Source organism: Streptomyces sp. NPDC006193 (assembly GCF_040613915.1).
Lineage (GTDB): Bacteria > Actinomycetota > Actinomycetes > Streptomycetales > Streptomycetaceae > Streptomyces.
This window is the reverse complement of sequence record NZ_JBEXTB010000044.1, coordinates 29015-46211: the sequence shown is the minus strand read 5'-3', so window position 1 is coordinate 46211 and position 17197 is coordinate 29015. Positions and strand designations below refer to the sequence as shown.

Below are 17197 nucleotides of genomic sequence, written 5' to 3'. Positions count from 1 at the left end.
GCCGCCTTCGACCGGATGCCGCCGTCCGAACTGGCCGAAGCCCTGGTGGGCGGCATGACCAAGCGGGACCACCGCCCGCGGTCTGTGCGGGCAGCGGCCGCTCCCGCACCACGCGCTTCATCACCGGCGTCGGCGTCAGCCGCTGCACCCCCGGCAGGGCCGCCGGCCGCTCGTCGTCCAGCCGCCGGGCGTAAAGAAGATCTCCGCCCGGTCGGGCCGATCATGGGCCGACTTCGGCACCACGTACGGTGGCTCGCGCCTCATGCCCCCCTATGGATTCGGGGCTGCTCGTCTCTCCCTCGTCCCTCGCCCCTCGTCGTGGACCTGCTGCCGGTGCCCGCGTCCTGCCGGCGGCCCGCCCCGCCGCGGCCCGCGCGGTGACCCGCGCCTGCGGCGCGGCGATGCCCGGCATCGGCAGGGCCGGGGGGTGCGGCCCGCGAGGGGCGATACTCGCCCCATGGCACAGCACGATCTCCATGAACTGCTCCGGTCGCAGCGGGTGTGGGACCCGGAGGTGACACGGCTGCGGACGTTCGACCCGGACACGGCTCCGCCCACCCCGCTGGCGCTGTTCACCGCCTGGTTCGCGGAGGCGGTGGACGCGGGGCAGCCGGAGCCGCACACCATGTCGCTGGCGACCGTGGACGAGGAGGGCATGCCGGACGTGCGGGTCGTGGTGCTGCACGGCGCCGACGCGGACGGCTGGTCGTTCGCCACGCACGCCACGAGCCGCAAGGGCCGCGCGCTGCGCGCCCGGCCGTACGCCGCGCTCGCCTTCTACTGGCCGGTGCTGGGACGGCAGGTGCGGGTACGGGGACCGGTCCTCGCGGCGCCGGCCGGGGAGAGCCGGGCCGATCTGCGCGCACGGTCCACGGGCGCCCTGGCCGCCGCGCTGACCGGACGGCAGAGCGAGGAGCTGTCCTCGGTGGCGGAACTGCGGGAGGCGTCGCAGGCGGCGTGGCAGCGGGCCCGGGAGAACCCGGACGAGCCGGCCCCGACCTGGACCCTGTACCGGCTGCGCCCGCGGACCGTGGAGTTCTTCCAGGGCGACCCGGACCGCCGGCACGTACGCCTGGAGTACCGCAGCACGGGCTTCGGCTGGAGCAGAAGCCTGCTGTGGCCCTGACGACGCCTTCCCTCACCCCGGGAGCGCAGGAATGCGCGTGCGTGGGAGAGGAAGTGGTCGAGGTCGTCGGTCAGGATCCAGTTCTCGGGTCGCATACGGCCATCATTCGGCTCGGGCCGCGGACCGTGCCCGGCCCGCGTCCGGCCCGCGAGGGGAGTTCCTTCACGGGACGGGCGCTTCTCCCGTACACCCGTGATCATTTCGCAACCGATTCCGGTCTTGACCGAGACCCATCAACCGTGTGCGGGATTACGCTCCCGCTCATGGCCGTCTCCCGTCCCGCTCCCGCCCCCCGCCCGCCGACCCCCGCCGACCGCCCGGTCTATGTCATCGGCGCAGGTCCGGGCGGCCTCGCCGCCGCCTACGCGCTGCGGGCGCGGGGCGTGCGGGCGGTCGTGCTGGAGAAGTCCGACGCCGTGGGCGCCTCCTGGCGCCGGCACTACGACCGGCTGCACCTGCACACCACCCGGCGGCTGTCCTCGCTGCCCGGCCTCGCCATGCCCCGCAGGTTCGGGCGCTGGGTGTCACGGGACGACGTGGTGCGCTACCTGGAGAAGTACGCCGAGCACCACGCGCTGGAGATCGTCACCGGCGTGGAGGTCCACCGCGTCGAGCGGACCGGGGACGGGTCCGGCTGGCTGCTGCACGCCTCCGGCGGGCGCGAGCTGACCGGCAGCGCGGTGGTCGTCGCCACCGGCTTCAACCACACCCCGCGCATCCCCGACTGGCCCGGCCTGGAGACGTACGGGGGCGAGTTCCGGCACGCGGGCGAGTACCGCGACGCCCGGCCGTACGCCGGCCGTGACGTGCTCGTCGTCGGCATCGGCAACACCGGCGCGGAGATCGCCGTCGACCTCGCGGAGGGCGGAGCCGCACGGGTCCGGCTGGCGGTGCGCACCGTGCCGCACATCCTGCGCCGGTCGACCCTCGGCTGGGCCGCCCAGTACACGGGCGTGCTGGTACGGCGCCTGCCGGTGCGGCTCGTGGACCGGCTCGCCGGACCGGTGGGCCGGCTCAGCACCCCCGACCTGTCCGCCCACGGGCTGCCGCGGCCGGACACCGGGCTGTACAGCAGGGTGAAGCAGGGCGCGATCCCGGTCCAGGACGTCGGCCTGATCGACGCGGTCCGCACGGGCAGGGTGGAGATCGTGGCCGCCGTCGAGGCGTTCGAGGAGGGCAAGGTGGTCCTCGCCGACGGCAGCCGCGTCTCGCCCGACGCCGTGATCGCGGCGACCGGGTACGTGCGGGCGCTGGAGGGGCTCGTCGGGCACCTCGGGGTGCTGGACGAGCGGGGGAGGCCGGTGGCGCACGGCGGCCGCGCGCCCGCGCACGCGCCGGGCCTGTACTTCACCGGGTTCACCAACCCGATCAGCGGGATGCTGCGCGAGCTGGCGATCGACGCCGAGAAGATAGCCCGGGCGATCGCCAAGGGCCTGCGCGCCCGGCGGTGACCGGGTGCCCGGCGGTGACCGGGCACCCGGCGGGCGCGGGGACGGCCGTCACGGGAGTGCGGGGGCGAGGGCGGCCGGGGCGGTGCGCCGGATGATCAGTGACATCAGGGCCGCCGCCGCGCACAGGGCGCCGGAGGCGTACCAGACCACGTCGTAGGAGCCGGAGACGTCGCGGGCGAGGCCGCCGAGGTAGGCGACGAGCGCGGCGCCGATCTGGTGGGAGGCGAGCACCCAGCCGAAGACGATGGCGCTGTCCTCGCCGAACTGTTCGCGGCACAGGGCCAGGGTGGGCGGGACGGTGGCCACCCAGTCGAGGCCGTAGAAGACGATGAAGAAGAGCATCGGCGGGTGGACGGCGGGGCCCAGCAGCATCGGCAGGAACAGCAGGGACAGGCCGCGCAGGGCGTAGTAGACGGCGAGCAGGCGGCGCGGTTCGAAGCGGTCGGTGAACCAGCCGGAGGCGATCGTGCCGACGACGTCGAACACGCCGATGACCGCGAGCAGGGAGGCCGCCGTCGTCACGGGCATGCCGTGGTCGTGCTCGGCGGGCACGAAGTGCGTCTGGACGAGTCCGTTGGTGGAGGCGCCGCAGATCGCGAAGGTGCCGGCGAGCAGCCAGAAGGTGCCCGTGCGGACGGCGGTGGACAGCACGCCGAGCGTGCGGCGGGCGGCGCCGGCGACCGGGGCCGGCTTCGGCGCGAACTCCCGTGCCCCGTACGGCGCGACGCCCACGTCGGCCGGGTGGTCGCGCAGCAGCAGCCAGACCAGGGGGACCACGGCGAGCGCGGCGAGGGCGACGGTGGCCGAGGCGGGGCGCCAGCCGTGGCGGTCGACGATCCAGGACAGCAGCGGCAGGAAGATCAGCTGTCCGGAGGCGGACGCCGCGGTGAGGATGCCGCTGACCAGGCCCCGCCGCTCGGTGAACCAGCGGTTGGTGACGGTCGCGGCGAAGGCCAGCGCCATCGAGCCGGTGCCGAGGCCCACCAGCAGGCCCCAGCACAGCCACAGCTGCCAGGCCGCCGTCATCCACACGGTCAGACCCGAGCCGACCGCGATCACGGTGAGCGCGGCGGCGACCACCCGGCGGATGCCGAAGCGGTCCATCAGCGCGGCGGCGAAGGGGGCGGTGAGGCCGTAGAGCGCCAGGTTGACGGAGACGGCGGCGCCGATCGTGCCGCGCGACCAGCCGAACTGCTGGTGCAGGGGGTCGATGAGCAGGCCGGGCAGGGAGCGGAAGGCCGCCGCGCCGATGATCGTGACGAAGGTGACGGCGGCGACGTACCAGGCGCGGTGCACGCGGCGGCGCCGGTCGGGCGGGGCCTGGACGGCGGGCGCGGCGGGGCTTGTCTGAGTCACGTCACCCAGCCTCCGGTCCGTGTGCCGACGCATCGAGTGGCCCGGAGGACAGCATTCGCTAGGATCGGGCCATGAGCGCCGAGCCCTTCCGGCCGCACCGGGTCGTCGTCCTCGCCCTGGACGGCCTGCTGCCGTTCGAGCTGGGCATCCCGCACCGGATCTTCGGCCGTCCGGCGGACGCGAGGGGCCGGCGCCTGTACGAGGTCGTGACGTGCTCGGTGCGGCCGCCGGGACCGGTGCGCACGGACGCCGACTTCGCCGTGGACGTCGCCCACGGCCCCGAGGCGCTGGCCACCGCCGACACGGTGATCGTCCCGGCGTCGTACGAACTCGGTCCGGTCTACGAGGAGGGCCGGCTCACCGACGAGCTGGCCGCCGCCCTCGCCCGCATCCGCCCCGGCGCCCGGCTCGCCTCCATCTGCACCGGCGTCTACGTCCTCGCCGCCGCCGGCCGCCTGGACGGCCGTCCGGCGACCACCCACTGGGCCGACGCCGAGCGCTTCCAGCGGATGTTCCCGAAGGTCGAGGTGGACGCGGACGTGCTGTTCATCGACGACGGGGACGTGCTGACCTCGGCCGGGGTGGCCGCCGGGATCGACCTGTGCCTGCACATGGTCCGCCGTGACTTCGGCACCGCGGTGGCCAACGACGTCGCCCGGCGCACGGTCGTGCCGCCCCACCGCGACGGCGGCCAGGCCCAGTACATCGAGCGCCCGGTGCCCGATCCCCGGCTGGCCACGACGGCCGCCGCCCGCGCCTGGGCGCTGAGCCGGCTCCACGAACCGATCCAGCTGCGGGACATGGCCGAGCAGGAGGCGATGTCCGTGCGCACCTTCACCCGCCGCTTCCGCGAGGAGGTCGGCGTCAGCCCCGGCCAGTGGCTCACCCGGCAGCGCGTGGAGCGGGCCCGCCATCTGCTGGAGTCCACCGGTCTGCCGATGGACCGGGTCGCCCGGGAGGCGGGCTTCGGCTCGGCCCAGTCGATGCGGCAGCACCTGCAGGCGGCGCTCGGCGTCACCCCGACCGCCTACCGCCGCACCTTCCGCTCCGGCGCCGGCGCCCCGCGCTGACCGGGCCCGACGGCCGTCGGTCCGGTTTCCCGCACCGGTGGGCACGGCGCCCGCACGCCTCCCGGTCACGACGTGCGGCGCGCTTTCACTGATGGACAGTCAGATTCGTTGTACGTGCGCGCGTTGTGGTGTTCCGGGGCGCGGGAGCGTGTCGGTGGTCCGGGGCTCGCGGAGTTGTCCACAGGCTGTGGACGGGAAGGGTGACGCGGCGGCGGGGCGCCGGGAGGAGCGGCCGGACCGGCGGTGGCCGCCGGTGGAAGCGGCGCGGGAGTGGACGGTTGGCGGCGCGGCCCCCCTCGTCCCGTGCACGCGCCGCCGTCCGATGCGACCCGCACTCGGCGAGGACAGCCGTCGACGGGCCCTCGCCGTCCCCTCGCGGCGAATCGACGACCACCAGCCTTGCCAGGCGCCGGGGGCGGCGTCAACGCCGTTTCCGCGAAACCTTGCTGACGCCCTGTCCAGGTGCCCGCGCACGGATGCACCCCCGGCGCACCGAGGCCTCGCGGGGCTACACCGCCTCGAAGGCGAGACCCCCGTACGCCGAGAGCCCGCCCCCGTACGCCATCGCCGCGCTCTCGCGGGGCTTGGAACAGCGGTCCAGCTCGCACCAGATGCTCTTGCCGGCGCCCTCGGCGTTCCAGCCCCACCGGTCGGCGAGGCAGTTCACGAGGGCCAGGCCCCGCCCGCCGGTGGCCTCGTCGCCGGCGCAACGCGGCACGGGCGCGCAGGAACTGGTGTCGGCGACCTCCACGCGGACCGTGGCGGCCGACGCGGCGCCCCCGGCCACCGGGCCCGGCAGACGAAGCCGCAGCACGGCCGGACGGCCGGTGTGCACCACGGCGTTGGTCACCAGCTCGGAGACGAGCAGGACGAGCGTCTCGGCCAGCGGCTCGTCGGCCGTTATCCCGGACCCGGCGAGCCGGGAGCGGGCCCACCGCCTGGCTCGCCCCACCTCCGCGGGGTCGGGCCGGATCTCCAGCTGCACTTGAAGCACCTGCACCGCTCACACCATCCGAACCGGCGGACACATGGCCCCGCGCCGCCCGCGCGTCACGGCGGCAGCCGCGGCGGCGATCCCGACGAGGGCCACGATCGTAGCCATTTTCTGCATGGCCAGGACAACGGCCAGAGCAGGGATCACGGTCTGTGACTCCCTTACGTCACAGCATGGTTGACGTACAGTCACCCCAACAAGCGCTTCGGGCATATTCCCGCGCGAAGGAGTACGCGTGCGGCATACTGTGCGACGCTCGTGCCGGGGAGTCGAACAGGCGCGGGCGGCAGGCCCGATCGCCCCGCGAGCAGCCATGCGCACCCGATGACCCGGCACCGCCCCGAAGGCTCGGCCGGCCCGGCTCGTCCGCGCAGCCACTCGCATCTCACCCACGGTACCGGAGCGCCCGCCCGACTCCGGTCCGTGACGAGTCACGTGAAGGACACAACCCGGTATCGACGCTCCGTGACTCCGGTACGCCACGATCGGTGACATCGTGGGCCAGAGCTTCCCGGCATCGCGGCCGGCCGCCCCCGGCCCCGCTCCCTGCCCCGCTCCCGGCCCTGTTCCCGGCAGGCAGCCTCCGGCCGCCCGGTCCCGGCGCGGCGGCGGGTCACATGCGGCTCAGGCTCGCCGCCGCGTACAGCACGTCCCGGATCGCCCGGCGGTCGCCGCCCTGGCCCGCCGCCGCGTCCTCGGGGGAGACGTGGCCGGCGGCCAGATGGCAGAACTCCACACCGTCCAGGGCCACATGGGCCACCTCGAGGTCGGCGGAGCCCACGGCCCCCGGTGAGTCCAGGGGGATCAGCCACTCGCCGCCGGCCTCGCCCTCGATCTCCAGGCGCAGGCTGCGGCCGGGCGCGCCGGCCGCGACCAGGTGCGGTGCGCGGGAGCCCGGCGCGGACAGGCCCGCGCGGCGGCGTTCGGCGAGCACCAGCGGCAGCAGGCGGGCCGCGAGGTCGATCATCCGGTGGAGGTGCTCCGGGGCCGGCGCGTCGTACGGGTAGGCCACCGCCTCCGCGATGTCCCCCGCGTGCACCCAGCACTCGAAGGCGCGCTCCAGCATCGCGTCGTGCAGCGGCAGCGCGAAGTCGCCGTAGGACACGGCGAGTCCGCCCGCGTGGCTGCCGGTGAAGGACACCGTCCGCACCAGGCTGTGGCTCTGCTCGCGCCAGGGCCCCCGCACCGCGCGGAGGGGGACGGGGCCGCCGTCCGCAGGGTGGGGGGCGGCCATCGGGGAGCGGGACGCACGCCAGAAGGCCTCGGTGCGTCCGGCCGGGCCCTCGGCGTCCTTCTCCGCCTCCCCGGCGACCTCGGCCAGCGGATCCGCCAGGCCGAGCGCCGCCGCGACCAGCCCGTCCACCGACAGCAGGTGCGCGATCACCCCGGCGACGGTCGTCCGGCGGCTCGTCGGACGGTCCTTCTCGAACCACCGCAGCCGCACCGGCGCGTCCCACTCCGCGTCGCCGAAGTCCTGCAACAGGGCGTCCAGCCGGGCGGTCTCCGCGTCGTACGGCGCCGCCCAGCCGGGCACCGGGATGCGCGGCGGCCGGCGCTTCAGGCAGCTCTGCAGGACGCGGGCGCGCAGTCCCGGGTCCAGGTCGAGGCTCTCGGGCCGGTGCAGCAGGCCGACCGCCTCGCGCAGCCGGCGGGCCTCGTCGGCACAGCTGCCGCAGCCGCCCAGGTGCTCCTCCACGGCCGCCGTCTCCTCGGCCGAGCAGGCGGCCAGCGCCCAGGCGCCGAGGAGCGACTTCAGGACGTCGTGCGACAGGTCGAGCGGCACGGTCGGAAGGTCCTTCAGGTCGGCGGGGCCGGCTGGCACGGGCCCGCCGCCCTCGGCGGAGGAACGGGGCGGGGGCACGCGGGGCGCCGGGTCCGGGCCGCGTCCGCGGGCGGCGTGCGGGGCGCCCCCGGCGCCGCCGCCGGCACCGGGGGCGGCGCCGTCGTCCCCCGGTCCGCACCCGCTCCCCTCCGCGCCGGAGTCCGCACCCGCGTACGGCCGTCCGCCGTGGTCACCCGCCCCTGCGCGGCCGTCGCGCCCGTGCGGCGGCCCGGGCCGGTCCGCCGTGCTCACACCGCACCCCCGGGTTCCGGCGGGGTCCCGGTGTCGTGGGCGGTGGACAGCAGTTGCAGGCCGAGGCGGAGCCGGCGGCGGGCCTCCTCCTCGGTGACGCCGAGGTCGGCCGCGGTCCGGCGGTAGTCGCGGCGCTGGAAGTAGGCCAGGTCGAGGGCGGCGCGCAGCGGGGCGGGCATGGAGTGGGCGATGTAGTCGGCGCGGGCGGCGACCGAGGCGCGGCGGACCGTGCGCTCCAGCTCCTCGCCCGGCGGCTGCTCCGACTCCTCCCGGTCGCGCAGCCGCTGCACCGCGACCCGGTGGGTGACGGCGGCGACCCAGGAGCGCATCGGGCCCTGCTTGGGGTCGTAGCTGCCGGGGTGTTCCCAGAGGTGGGCGAAGACGTCGCGGGTGACGCCGTCGGCGGCCTCCTCGTCGCCGAGGACGCGGTGGGCCAGGCTGTGCACGAGGGAGGCGAACCGGTCGTACAGCTCGCCGAGCGCCGCCGCCTCGCCCCGGGCGAGCCGCTGCTGCATCGTGCGGTCCCATCGGGGCGGTGCGTCGTTCGCGGCCATGCGGTCCCCTCCCCTCGCCCGTGTCCGGCACGTCCAGCCTGGCGGGCCTGCCTCCTCGCATGCAGTCGGCATGTCCGGCGGCGCACGCCCCTCCGTGTCCCCGTGCGCCCCCCGCTGCACTGCAGGTGATAGTGCCCCTTTCACCCATCCCCCACGCGAGGGGCGTACCTGTCTGATCGAACACGATCGGTAGTGACCGAAACAAGCCCCCTGTCGATCACCCGCCGTTTGTCGGTCAACGTTTCAGGGAAACGGCCGCTGGGCAGCCGCGCGGAAAGAAACGTAGTAACTGCTTCCGTTTCCCATGCGGTTCCGGGAGATCCGGCGAGCGGAGGGGCAGGGCCGTGGCATTCAACGTGACCGGCGCCGAACAGGGCGACTGGGCCGTCCTGCGGGTGTCCGGGGAACTGGATCTGATGACGTCTCCGGTCCTGCGCCAGCGGGTGCACGACGTCGTCGCCGAGGGACACCACAGCCTCGTCGTCGACCTCTCCGACGTCTTCTTCTGCGACTCCAGCGGGGTCGGCGTGCTCATCGCCTCCCGCCGCCTGATCCGCTCCTGCCAGGGCCGGCTGCGGCTGATCCTGCCGGACCGGGGCGCCGAGGACGGCTCGCACGTCAACCGCGTGCTCGGCGCGCTCGGCGTGCGCCGCCTCTTCGACGTCCGCCCCGACCTGGACGCCGCGACCACCGACGAGGCCGGACCGCTCTCCGCGTGACCGGCCCCGCCAACCCGGGTACCGGGCACACCCCCTGTCGCGGAATCGCCCCCGTCCCGGCACACCTGCCGGATTCCCGCCGCCCGGCGGCCCTCCCCGTCGTACGCTCCCTTGCGGCCGGCCCGCCGGCGGGCGGCACCCTCACGCACACCCTCACGTAAGGCGGCCCGAACAGACATGGTCAGCACCGAGTACGAGCGCCGGATCGCCGCCCGGTTCGCCACCTTCGACCAGGACGGCAACGGCTACATCGACCGCGCGGACTTCCACGCGGCGGCCAAGGCGCTGCTCGCCGAGTTCGCCGTGCCCGCCCGCTCCGACAGGGGGCAGGCGCTGTACGCCGGCGCGGAGGCGTTCTGGCAGGGCATGGCCGGCATCGCCGACCGCGACGGCGACCAGCGCATCACCCGCGAGGAGTTCGTCACCGGCGCGGTCAAGCGGCTGCGCGACAACCCCGACCGCTTCGCCGAGATCGCCCGCCCGTTCCTGCACGCGGCGCTGGCGGTGGCCGGCACGGACGGCGACGGCCGGATCGGCGTCGCCGACACCGCGCGCGTCCTGCGGGTCCTCGGCGTACCGGAGGAGGTCGCGCGCCGGGCCGCCGCCGCCCTCGACACCGACGGCGACGGCCGGATCGGCGAGGCGGAGGCCGTGCCGGCGTTCGCGCGCCACTTCACGGTCCCCGAGTAGACGGCCCACGCCGGCAGGCGCTCCCGTCGGACGGGAGCCCCTACGCGAACACCACCGTGCGCCGGCCGTTGAGCAGGATCCGGTGCTCCGCGTGCCACTTGACGGCCCGCGCCAGCGCCTGGCACTCCACGTCACGCCCGACGGCCACCAGCTGATCGGGCGTCACGCCGTGCCCGACCCGCTCGACCTCCTGCTCGATGATCGGCCCTTCGTCCAGGTCCGCGGTCACGTAGTGCGCCGTCGCCCCGATCAGCTTCACCCCCCGCGCGTGCGCCTGGTGGTACGGCTTCGCGCCCTTGAAGCTCGGCAGGAAGGAGTGGTGGATGTTGATGATCCGCCCGCTGAGCTGCTTGCACAGGTCGTCCGAGAGCACCTGCATGTACCGGGCGAGCACCACCAGCTCGACCTGCTCCTCGCGGACGATCTCCAGCAGCTTCGCCTCGGCCTCCGCCTTCGTCTCCCTCGTCACCGGAATGTGGTGGAAGGGGATGTTGTACGAACCCACCAGCTCCTCGAAGTCGGTGTGATTCGACACCACGCCCACGATCTCCACCGGCAGCGCGCCGATACGCGCCCGGAACAGCAGGTCGTTCAGGCAGTGGCCGAACCTGCTGACCATCAGCAGGATGCGCATCTTCTGGTCGGCCCGGTTGATCTGCCAGTCCATGTGGAAGGAGTCGCCGACCGCGGCGAAGCTCGCCCGCAGCTTCTCCACCGTCACCGGCGCGCCGGCCGAGAAGTGGACCCGCATGAAGAACAGCCCCGTGTCGTGGTCGCCGAACTGCTGGCTGTCCTCGATGTTGCAGCCGGTCATGAACAGATAGCTGGACACGGCGTGCACGATGCCCTGCTTGTCCGGGCAGGAGAGGGTGAGGACGTACTGGTCGGCCGGTGCGGCGGCGGAGGCGGACTGCTCGTTCATGCACCACAGCGTCCCATACCGGCTCGCCGCCGCGGGCGGTCGTCCGCCACGCGGAACGCGCCCCGGAACACCGCGGGGACTTCGGGGACGCGCGGCGGCCGCTACGCGCTCCGCGTCAGGATCCGCAGCACTTCCAGGCTCTTGGGCGGCTCGTCCGGATCGTCGCCGTCGCTCGCCGCGAGGCGTACGTGCGCATCCCGTGCCGCCCGCACCGCCTCCGGCCACGCCGGGTGCTCCAGGTACACGGCGACCGGCGCGTCCGGGCCGACCTGGTGCATGATCCGCAGCACCCGCAGCACCGCGGTGTCCACGAGCGCCGCCTCCTGCGAGTCCCGGAAGATCGTGCCGACGTACTTCTCGGCGGACCAGTTGTCCAGCCAGGTGTCCTCCACCAGCCGGTACACGGCGTCCGTGACGTCGCCGTAGCCGTCCACGCCGGCCAGCCAGACGTCCCGCTGGAACACCGGGTCGGAGAGCATGTGCAGCGCCGAGCGCACGTTGCCGCGCCAGCGCCACCACGGCATGTCGTTCAGGGGCATGCCGCCCATGGTGGAGGAGCGACGGCCGCGACGGGAAGAGTTCTCCGAACCTTGCACGGACACCGATCGTACGTTCCGCGCGGTTCCGGCCGCACCGGCCCCCGCATTTCACCTCCCGGTCACCTTCCGTCGACCGCGGGTCACTCGCGGGTTAGCGGTGTGAGGGAATCGTGCGGGTGCATGACCGGCAGGCGACGCACCCGCAGCACCCCCGCTCCCGCACCTTCCCGCCCCGTCCGGGCCACCGCCCTCGCGGCGGGCGCCGCGGCCCTCTGCGCGTCCCTCACCGCCGGGTGCGGGATGATCCCCGGCGCCGCCGCGGACTCCGGGGACGCCCCGGTCACGGTGATGACCTGGGCGCCGCAGGACACCGACGCGACCAACAAGCCCGGCATGCCCGCGATGGCCCGCGCGTACGCGCGGTGGGTCAACGCGCACGGCGGCATCGGCGGCCGCAGGCTGGAGGTCCTCACCTGCAACGACCACAACGACAGCGTGGGCGCCGCGCGGTGCGCCCGGCGCGCCGCGGACGAGGGCGTGGTCGCGGTCGTCGGCTCCTACAGCCAGTTCGGCGACTCCTACCTGGCCCCGCTGGAAGGCGCCGGCATCCCCTACATCGGCGGCTACGGCGTCACCAACGACGAGTTCACCGGCACCATGTCCTACCCCGTCAACGGCGGTCAGCCCGCCCTCCTCGCCGGACTCGGCAGGGCTCTCGCCGCCGGCTGCGGCGACGTCGCCCTGGTCCGTCCCGACAGCATCGCCGGCGACCAGCTGCCCGCGCTGCTCGACTCGGGGCTGAAGGCGGGCGGGCACGCCGACGCCGGCGACCAGCTCGCCGCCGAGGACGCCACCGAGTACGACGGCCAGGCCCGGCAGGCGCTGCGCCACGCCACCCGGGACGTGACGCGCAGGGGCTGTGTGGTGCCCGCGCTCGGGGACCGCACCGACACCTTCATGGACTCCTTCCGGCGGGCCCGCGAGGACTTCCCGGACGTGCGCACGGCGACCGTGCTCGGCAGCGTCGACCAGACGGTGATCAACGCGACCGGCGGGGCGTCCGGACCGTACGAGGGGGCGTACATCACCGGCTGGTACCCGGTCGCCTCCGACCCGCGCTGGGACCCGATGAAGAAGGTGATCAGCGAGGAGGCCTTCGGCGACGACCGGATCGACCCGGCGGACGCCGGGGTGCAGACCACCTTCATCGCCTACACCGTGCTGAAGGCCGTCCTGGAGAAGATCGGCCACGGCGAGGTCAGCGCCGACACCGTGCGGCACACCCTCGACGACGGCCTGCGCGTCTCCACCGGCGGCCTCACCCCGACCCTGCACTGGCCCTACGAGGGCAAGCTCGCCGGGGTCGGCTTACCGCGGCTGGTCAACGCCGACGTCACCCTGCAGGTCGTCCGGGACGGCAAGCTGGTCGCGGCCCGCGCGGACATCGGCGGCAGCCGGGGCGTCGCCGACATGACCGCGACCCTGGAGCACGCGGACGTGCCGTGACGCCCCGGCGGCGGGGCCCGTCACCCCGCCGCGGCCGTCACAGCTCGGTGGGCTTGCGCCGGGTGAGGCCGTACTGCTGCGCGATCGTGTTCCACAGCGCCGCCGCCTGCACCTTCTGCGCGCTGGCGGTGCCGCTCTCCCGGTTGCCCGCCTGCGTCTCACCGGTGGTGCGGGCGTGCCCCTTGTGGCAGCCCTTGCGGCCCTTGACCTGGTCGGCCCAGGCCGCGTAGTGGTTGTCGGCCGCCGCGGACGCCTGCCAGGCCCTGGTCAGGGCGGACGTGAGCCCGTCGTGCGCCGGGAGCCGGTCCACGGACAGCTTGCCGAGCCGGGTGACCAGCTCGCTGCGCTGCCGGGCGGCGTCGCGCAGGTCGGCGGCGGCCTGGTCGAGGTTGTCGCACCGCCGGACGTCCGTGACCGCCCGGATCACGGTGGCGCGGCTGCTGCCGCTGTCCGCGAGCAGCTTGTCCAGCTCGACCGCCTGTTGCCGTGCGGGGTCGGCGGCGGAGGCGGAGTCCTGCGGGGCCGGGGACGCGGCGGCCGGCTTGTCCTCGCCGGTCTCGTCCTTGCCGCCCACACCGTTGAGCAGCACGCCGGCGCCGACGCCGAGCACGGCGAGGCCGACGCCGACGGCGGCGATCAGCGGCACCCGCGACCGGCCGTCGCGCGGGCGGCGGCCGTCGTCCCGCGGACCGTACGACGGCTGCGCCGCCGGCCGGTGCGACGCCTGCGCCGGGCCGGGGCGGGCGTCCGGCTGCTGCACGCGCGGGAGCTGCTGGGTGGAGCCGGCCGGGCCGTCGCCGCCCGCCGGCCCGCCGCGGAAGAGGTTGTCGAACTCGGCGGGCGGCTGCCGCTCGCCGTCCTGCGCCTGGGCGGCGTAGGGCGGTATGTACTGCGTCGCCTCGGCGTCGGACGGCGCGGGCGCGCCCTGCCGGGGCGCGTGGCCGAGGTACCGCGTCTGTTCGTCCGCCGACTCGGGCGGCAGCGCGCCGGGCGTCACCGGGGGCAGGTACTGGGTGGCGCCCTCGTCCCCGGGGGCCGCCTGGACCGGCGGCAGGTACTGGGTGGCGCCCTCGTCCGGCGCGGCCTGCACGGGCGGCAGGTACTGGGTGGCGCCCTCGTCCGCGGGACCGGCGGGGACCGGCGGGAGGTACTGGGTGGCGCCGTCGGCGGTGGGCGGCAGCGGGGCGCGCGCCGGGTACTGCTGCTGGTCGTGGTGCTGGTCGTGGTGCTGGTACTGCTGCTGGTCCTGCTGGTACGGGCCGGACGGGTACGGGGGCTGCTGGGGCGCGCCGTGGCGGCCTCCCCGGCCGCCGGGGCCGTGCGCGGGCGGCTCGCCGCCGTAGGACGGCGCCCCGTCGCCGTAGGCCGGGGCCGCGGCGCCCTCCGGGGGCAGGGGGCCCGGGTTCGCCCCGGGCCAGTCCTGGCCCTGCTGCTGCGGCTGCTGCTCCGGGCTCCAGGACCCGCCCCAGGACCGGCCGCCGGCCGGGGCCGCGGGAGCGGCCGCTCCGGTCGTGCCCGGCAGCAGGGGCTCGCCTCCGTCGGAGGGCAGCACGATGCCTTCGCGCGCGGTCCGCGCCGAGGGCTCCTCGCCCTGTCCACTCTGCGTCACCGGGACTCCTACCAATGGGGGACCTTGTGAAATCGTCGGCTCACGCTACCGGGTCCCCCGAGCCGGGTGCCACGCAGCTCAGGACCTGAACTCCCCTTCTGTGACGGCGGCAACACGCCGCACCCCGGCGCGCCGGCACGGCGCCCGGCGCACGCCCGGGTGCCGTTCACCCTCCGTTCAGGCGTCCGCCGGGCCGGTGTTCACGCGGCCTGCTGAAGGTCGAGGCGCGCGCCGAACTCCCGTACCACCGCCTCCTCCCGGAAGGGCTGCAGCCGCTGCTGGAGATCGTCGAGATACTCGGCGCCCCGGTTGGAGCGGAGCGTCTCCAGCAGCTCCACCGCCTTCAGGCCGGTGGCGCAGGCCTGTTCGATCTCCCGCTGCTGCACCTGGGCCGTGGCCAGCAGCACATAGCCGATGGCCCGCCGGCGGGCGCGCGACTCGGGATGCCCGGCCAGCGCCTGCTCCGCGTACCGCGCCGCCTGCTCGGCCTGCCCGAGGTCGCGGTGGCAGTGCGCCAACTCGTCGGCGAGGTACGCCTCGTCGAAGTGTGCGATCCACACCGGGTCGTCCCCCGCGGCGTCCTGCGCCCGGTCCATCGCCGCGACCGCCCGCCCGGTCGCCGCCTGCGCCGCCCGCGCGTCGCCGAGCAGCGCGTGCCCGCGCGCCTCGGCCGCGTGGAACATCGCCTCCACACGCGGGGTCACCTGCCCGCGCGCCCCCTCCTGCGCCGCCCGCGCCAACTGCGCGATCTCGCGCGGGTTCCCGAGCTGGGCGGCGAGGTGGCTCATGGACGCGGCGAGCACGTACCCGCCGTACCCGCGGTCCCCGGCGGCCTGCGCGAGCCGCAGCGACTGGATGTAGTACCGCTGGGCCAGGCCCGGCTGGCCGGTGTCGACGGCCATGTACCCGGCCAGCTCTGTCAGCCGGGCGACCGCGGCGAACAGTTCCCGCCCGACCGCCTCCCGGTACGACCCCGCGAGCAGTCCGGAGACGACGCTGTTCAGGTAGTGCACGACGACCGGGCGCACATGCCCGCTGCCGTACTGGTGGTCCAGGGCCGTCAGCGCCTGGGTCATCGACCGCACGGCCGCCACGTCGCAGTGGCCCACGCGCGGGCCGGCCTGGCGGGCCACCTGGGCGTCCGGCGCCGAGATCAGCCAGTCGCGGCTGGGCTCGACCAGCGCGGAGGCGGCGACGGAGGACCCGGACAGGAAGTCGCGGCGGCCGACGTCGCTGCGCCACAGCTCGCACACCTGCTCGATGGCCCCCAGGACCGTCGGCGAGAACTGGAGGCCGACCCCCGAGGCGAGGTTCTTGCCGTTGGCCATGCCGATCTCGTCGATCGTGACCGTGCGGCCGAGCTTGCGCCCGAGCGCCTCGGCGATGATCGCCGGGGCCCGGCCCCGCGGCTGCTGGCCGCGCAGCCAGCGCGCCACGGACGTCTTGTCGTACCGCAGGTCGAGACCGTGCTCGGCGCCGCACATGTTGACCCGCCGGGCCAGCCCGGCGTTGGAGCACCCCGCTTCCTGGATGAGTGCCTGCAGCCGTTCGTTCGGCTGCCTCGCCACGAGAGGCCTTGCGGCCATGCGCTACCCCCTGCGAACCCCTGGAGCGTGATGTCCGGCCGGAGGCTCCGGCCGGACCGTTCAGGACGGGAAGATCACTGCCCAGCCGACATACCGTCAATGCGTGACATGTGCGGTTTGCCGGGGTAAAGGCTGATGCCGACCCCCCTCACGGCTACCCACCTCCCGGCCGCTTCCCCCTGCGCGCCCCCGACCGTGCATCCATGCGCCCCGACAGCGGAATCGATGCTCCACCCCGGCGCGCGCTCGGGCCGTAACTCCAGGTGGGCGCGGGAGTTGAGGGGAGCGTGGAAAATACGATCACGGGCGCCGAGAACCCGCAGTCGACCGGTCGCGTTCCGCAGCAGCGCGGGGAGACGCTGCTGGACGCGGCCGTACGCTACGCCGAGGAACGGCACTGGGAGGTGGCCCCGGGCACCTGGCTGGTCGCGGCCGGCGGGAGGCAGCGCTGCTCGTGCGGCGACGCCTCCTGTCCTGCGCCGGGTGCGCACCCCGCGCGCCCCGACTGGGCGGCGCGGGCGACCGGCAGCGCGGCCGTCGTGCGCCGGCTGTGGCAGGAGCAGCCGGCGGCGTCGATCCTGCTGCCGACGGGCCGGACGTTCGACGCGCTGTCCGTCCCGGAGAGCGCCGGGTTCCTGGCGCTCGCCCGCATGGAGCGGACGGGGGCGACCCTGGGGCCGGTGACGCTGGCCCCGGACCGCCGGATGCAGTTCTTCGTCCTGCCGGGGGCGGCCGCGAGGATGCCGGGCCTGGTGCGGAAGCTGGGGTGGGCGCTGTCGTCGCTGGACCTGGCGGTGCTGGGGGAGGGCGCGTACGTGGCGGCTCCCCCGACCCGGCTGGGATCCCGGGGGGCCGTGCAGTGGGCCTCGCGGCCGACCCCGGCGAACCGCTGGCTGCCGGACGCGGAGGAGCTGATCCCGTCACTGGCCTACGCGTGCGGCCGGGACCGGTAGCCGGGTGCGCGGTGGGGGTCGGTGCGGTCGGGGTCGGCGCCGCAGGGG

The 17197-nt window shown here is 75.2% G+C and carries 15 protein-coding genes and 1 pseudogene; 7 read left to right on the top strand and 9 right to left on the bottom strand.

Annotated elements, in window-relative coordinates:
• Positions 1-85 precede the first annotated feature (85 nt).
• Positions 86-187 (bottom strand): annotated as a pseudogene (locus ABZ261_RS27990) (Lrp/AsnC family transcriptional regulator); the annotation flags it as partial.
• 270 nt (positions 188-457) lie between these two features.
• Here ABZ261_RS27990 and ABZ261_RS27985 point away from each other — a divergent pair.
• Together ABZ261_RS27985 and ABZ261_RS27980 are read left to right on the top strand one after the other, a co-directional pair.
• The gene (locus ABZ261_RS27985) at positions 458-1126 is read left to right on the top strand and encodes a pyridoxal 5'-phosphate synthase (RefSeq protein WP_356863879.1); all 669 of its coding nucleotides are present in this window, start codon (positions 458-460) and stop codon (positions 1124-1126) included.
• A gap of 263 nt (positions 1127-1389) precedes the next feature.
• Complete coding sequence (locus ABZ261_RS27980; protein WP_356863877.1) at positions 1390-2577, top strand: NAD(P)/FAD-dependent oxidoreductase; 1188 nt, start codon at positions 1390-1392, stop codon at positions 2575-2577.
• A gap of 48 nt (positions 2578-2625) precedes the next feature.
• Here the strand turns inward: ABZ261_RS27980 and ABZ261_RS27975 are convergent, their stop codons facing one another.
• A complete protein-coding gene (locus ABZ261_RS27975; RefSeq protein ID WP_356863875.1) occupies positions 2626-3933 on the bottom strand; it encodes an MFS transporter in 1308 nt (435 codons plus the stop codon).
• 71 nt (positions 3934-4004) lie between these two features.
• Here ABZ261_RS27975 and ABZ261_RS27970 point away from each other — a divergent pair, with 71 nt between their 5' ends.
• On the top strand, positions 4005-5003 hold the full coding sequence (locus ABZ261_RS27970; RefSeq protein ID WP_356863873.1) for a helix-turn-helix domain-containing protein: 999 nt from the start codon (positions 4005-4007) through the stop codon (positions 5001-5003).
• 508 nt (positions 5004-5511) lie between these two features.
• On the opposite strand, the gene ABZ261_RS27965 is transcribed toward ABZ261_RS27970, so the two are convergent.
• The 3 genes from ABZ261_RS27965 to ABZ261_RS27955 all read right to left on the bottom strand — a co-directional run bounded on the left by ABZ261_RS27965 (position 5512) and on the right by ABZ261_RS27955 (position 8625).
• Entirely contained in the window at positions 5512-5988 is a 477-nt protein-coding gene (locus ABZ261_RS27965; RefSeq protein ID WP_356863881.1) for an ATP-binding protein, read from the bottom strand.
• 622 nt (positions 5989-6610) lie between these two features.
• On the bottom strand, positions 6611-7819 hold the full coding sequence (locus ABZ261_RS27960) for a zf-HC2 domain-containing protein (protein WP_356863871.1): 1209 nt from the start codon (positions 7817-7819) through the stop codon (positions 6611-6613).
• Between the two features lie 248 nt (positions 7820-8067).
• Positions 8068-8625: a sigma-70 family RNA polymerase sigma factor gene (locus tag ABZ261_RS27955; protein ID WP_356863869.1), complete on the bottom strand. Its 558-nt coding sequence runs from the start codon at positions 8623-8625 to the stop codon at positions 8068-8070.
• A 344-nt stretch (positions 8626-8969) separates the two neighbouring features.
• Here ABZ261_RS27955 and ABZ261_RS27950 point away from each other — a divergent pair, with 344 nt between their 5' ends.
• Together ABZ261_RS27950 and ABZ261_RS27945 are read left to right on the top strand one after the other, a co-directional pair.
• Positions 8970-9344 (top strand): STAS domain-containing protein, encoded by a 375-nt coding sequence (locus ABZ261_RS27950; protein WP_356863867.1) that lies wholly within the window; start codon positions 8970-8972, stop codon positions 9342-9344.
• A 177-nt stretch (positions 9345-9521) separates the two neighbouring features.
• Positions 9522-10034, top strand: coding sequence for an EF-hand domain-containing protein (locus ABZ261_RS27945; protein ID WP_356863865.1), 513 nt, complete (start codon positions 9522-9524; stop codon positions 10032-10034).
• A 40-nt stretch (positions 10035-10074) separates the two neighbouring features.
• On the opposite strand, the gene purU is transcribed toward ABZ261_RS27945, so the two are convergent.
• Together purU and ABZ261_RS27935 are read right to left on the bottom strand one after the other, a co-directional pair.
• Positions 10075-10956, bottom strand: a complete 882-nt coding sequence (purU, locus tag ABZ261_RS27940; RefSeq protein ID WP_356863863.1) for a formyltetrahydrofolate deformylase — start codon at positions 10954-10956, stop codon at positions 10075-10077.
• Positions 10957-11057: 101 nt separating this feature from the next.
• Positions 11058-11558 (bottom strand): hypothetical protein, encoded by a 501-nt coding sequence (locus tag ABZ261_RS27935; RefSeq protein ID WP_356863861.1) that lies wholly within the window; start codon positions 11556-11558, stop codon positions 11058-11060.
• 117 nt (positions 11559-11675) lie between these two features.
• Here ABZ261_RS27935 and ABZ261_RS27930 point away from each other — a divergent pair, with 117 nt between their 5' ends.
• Positions 11676-13001 (top strand): ABC transporter substrate-binding protein, encoded by a 1326-nt coding sequence (locus tag ABZ261_RS27930; protein ID WP_356863860.1) that lies wholly within the window; start codon positions 11676-11678, stop codon positions 12999-13001.
• Between the two features lie 37 nt (positions 13002-13038).
• Here ABZ261_RS27930 and ABZ261_RS27925 read toward each other — a convergent pair whose 3' ends face one another.
• Both ABZ261_RS27925 and ABZ261_RS27920 read right to left on the bottom strand, forming a co-directional pair.
• A complete protein-coding gene (locus tag ABZ261_RS27925; RefSeq protein ID WP_356863858.1) occupies positions 13039-14610 on the bottom strand; it encodes a hypothetical protein in 1572 nt (523 codons plus the stop codon).
• Positions 14611-14810: 200 nt separating this feature from the next.
• Positions 14811-16196, bottom strand: coding sequence for a transcriptional regulator (locus ABZ261_RS27920; RefSeq protein WP_356863856.1), 1386 nt, complete (start codon positions 16194-16196; stop codon positions 14811-14813).
• A 287-nt stretch (positions 16197-16483) separates the two neighbouring features.
• Here ABZ261_RS27920 and ABZ261_RS27915 point away from each other — a divergent pair, with 287 nt between their 5' ends.
• Positions 16484-17149, top strand: coding sequence for a bifunctional DNA primase/polymerase (locus tag ABZ261_RS27915; RefSeq protein ID WP_356863854.1), 666 nt, complete (start codon positions 16484-16486; stop codon positions 17147-17149).
• The last annotated feature ends 48 nt before the right edge of the window (positions 17150-17197 follow it).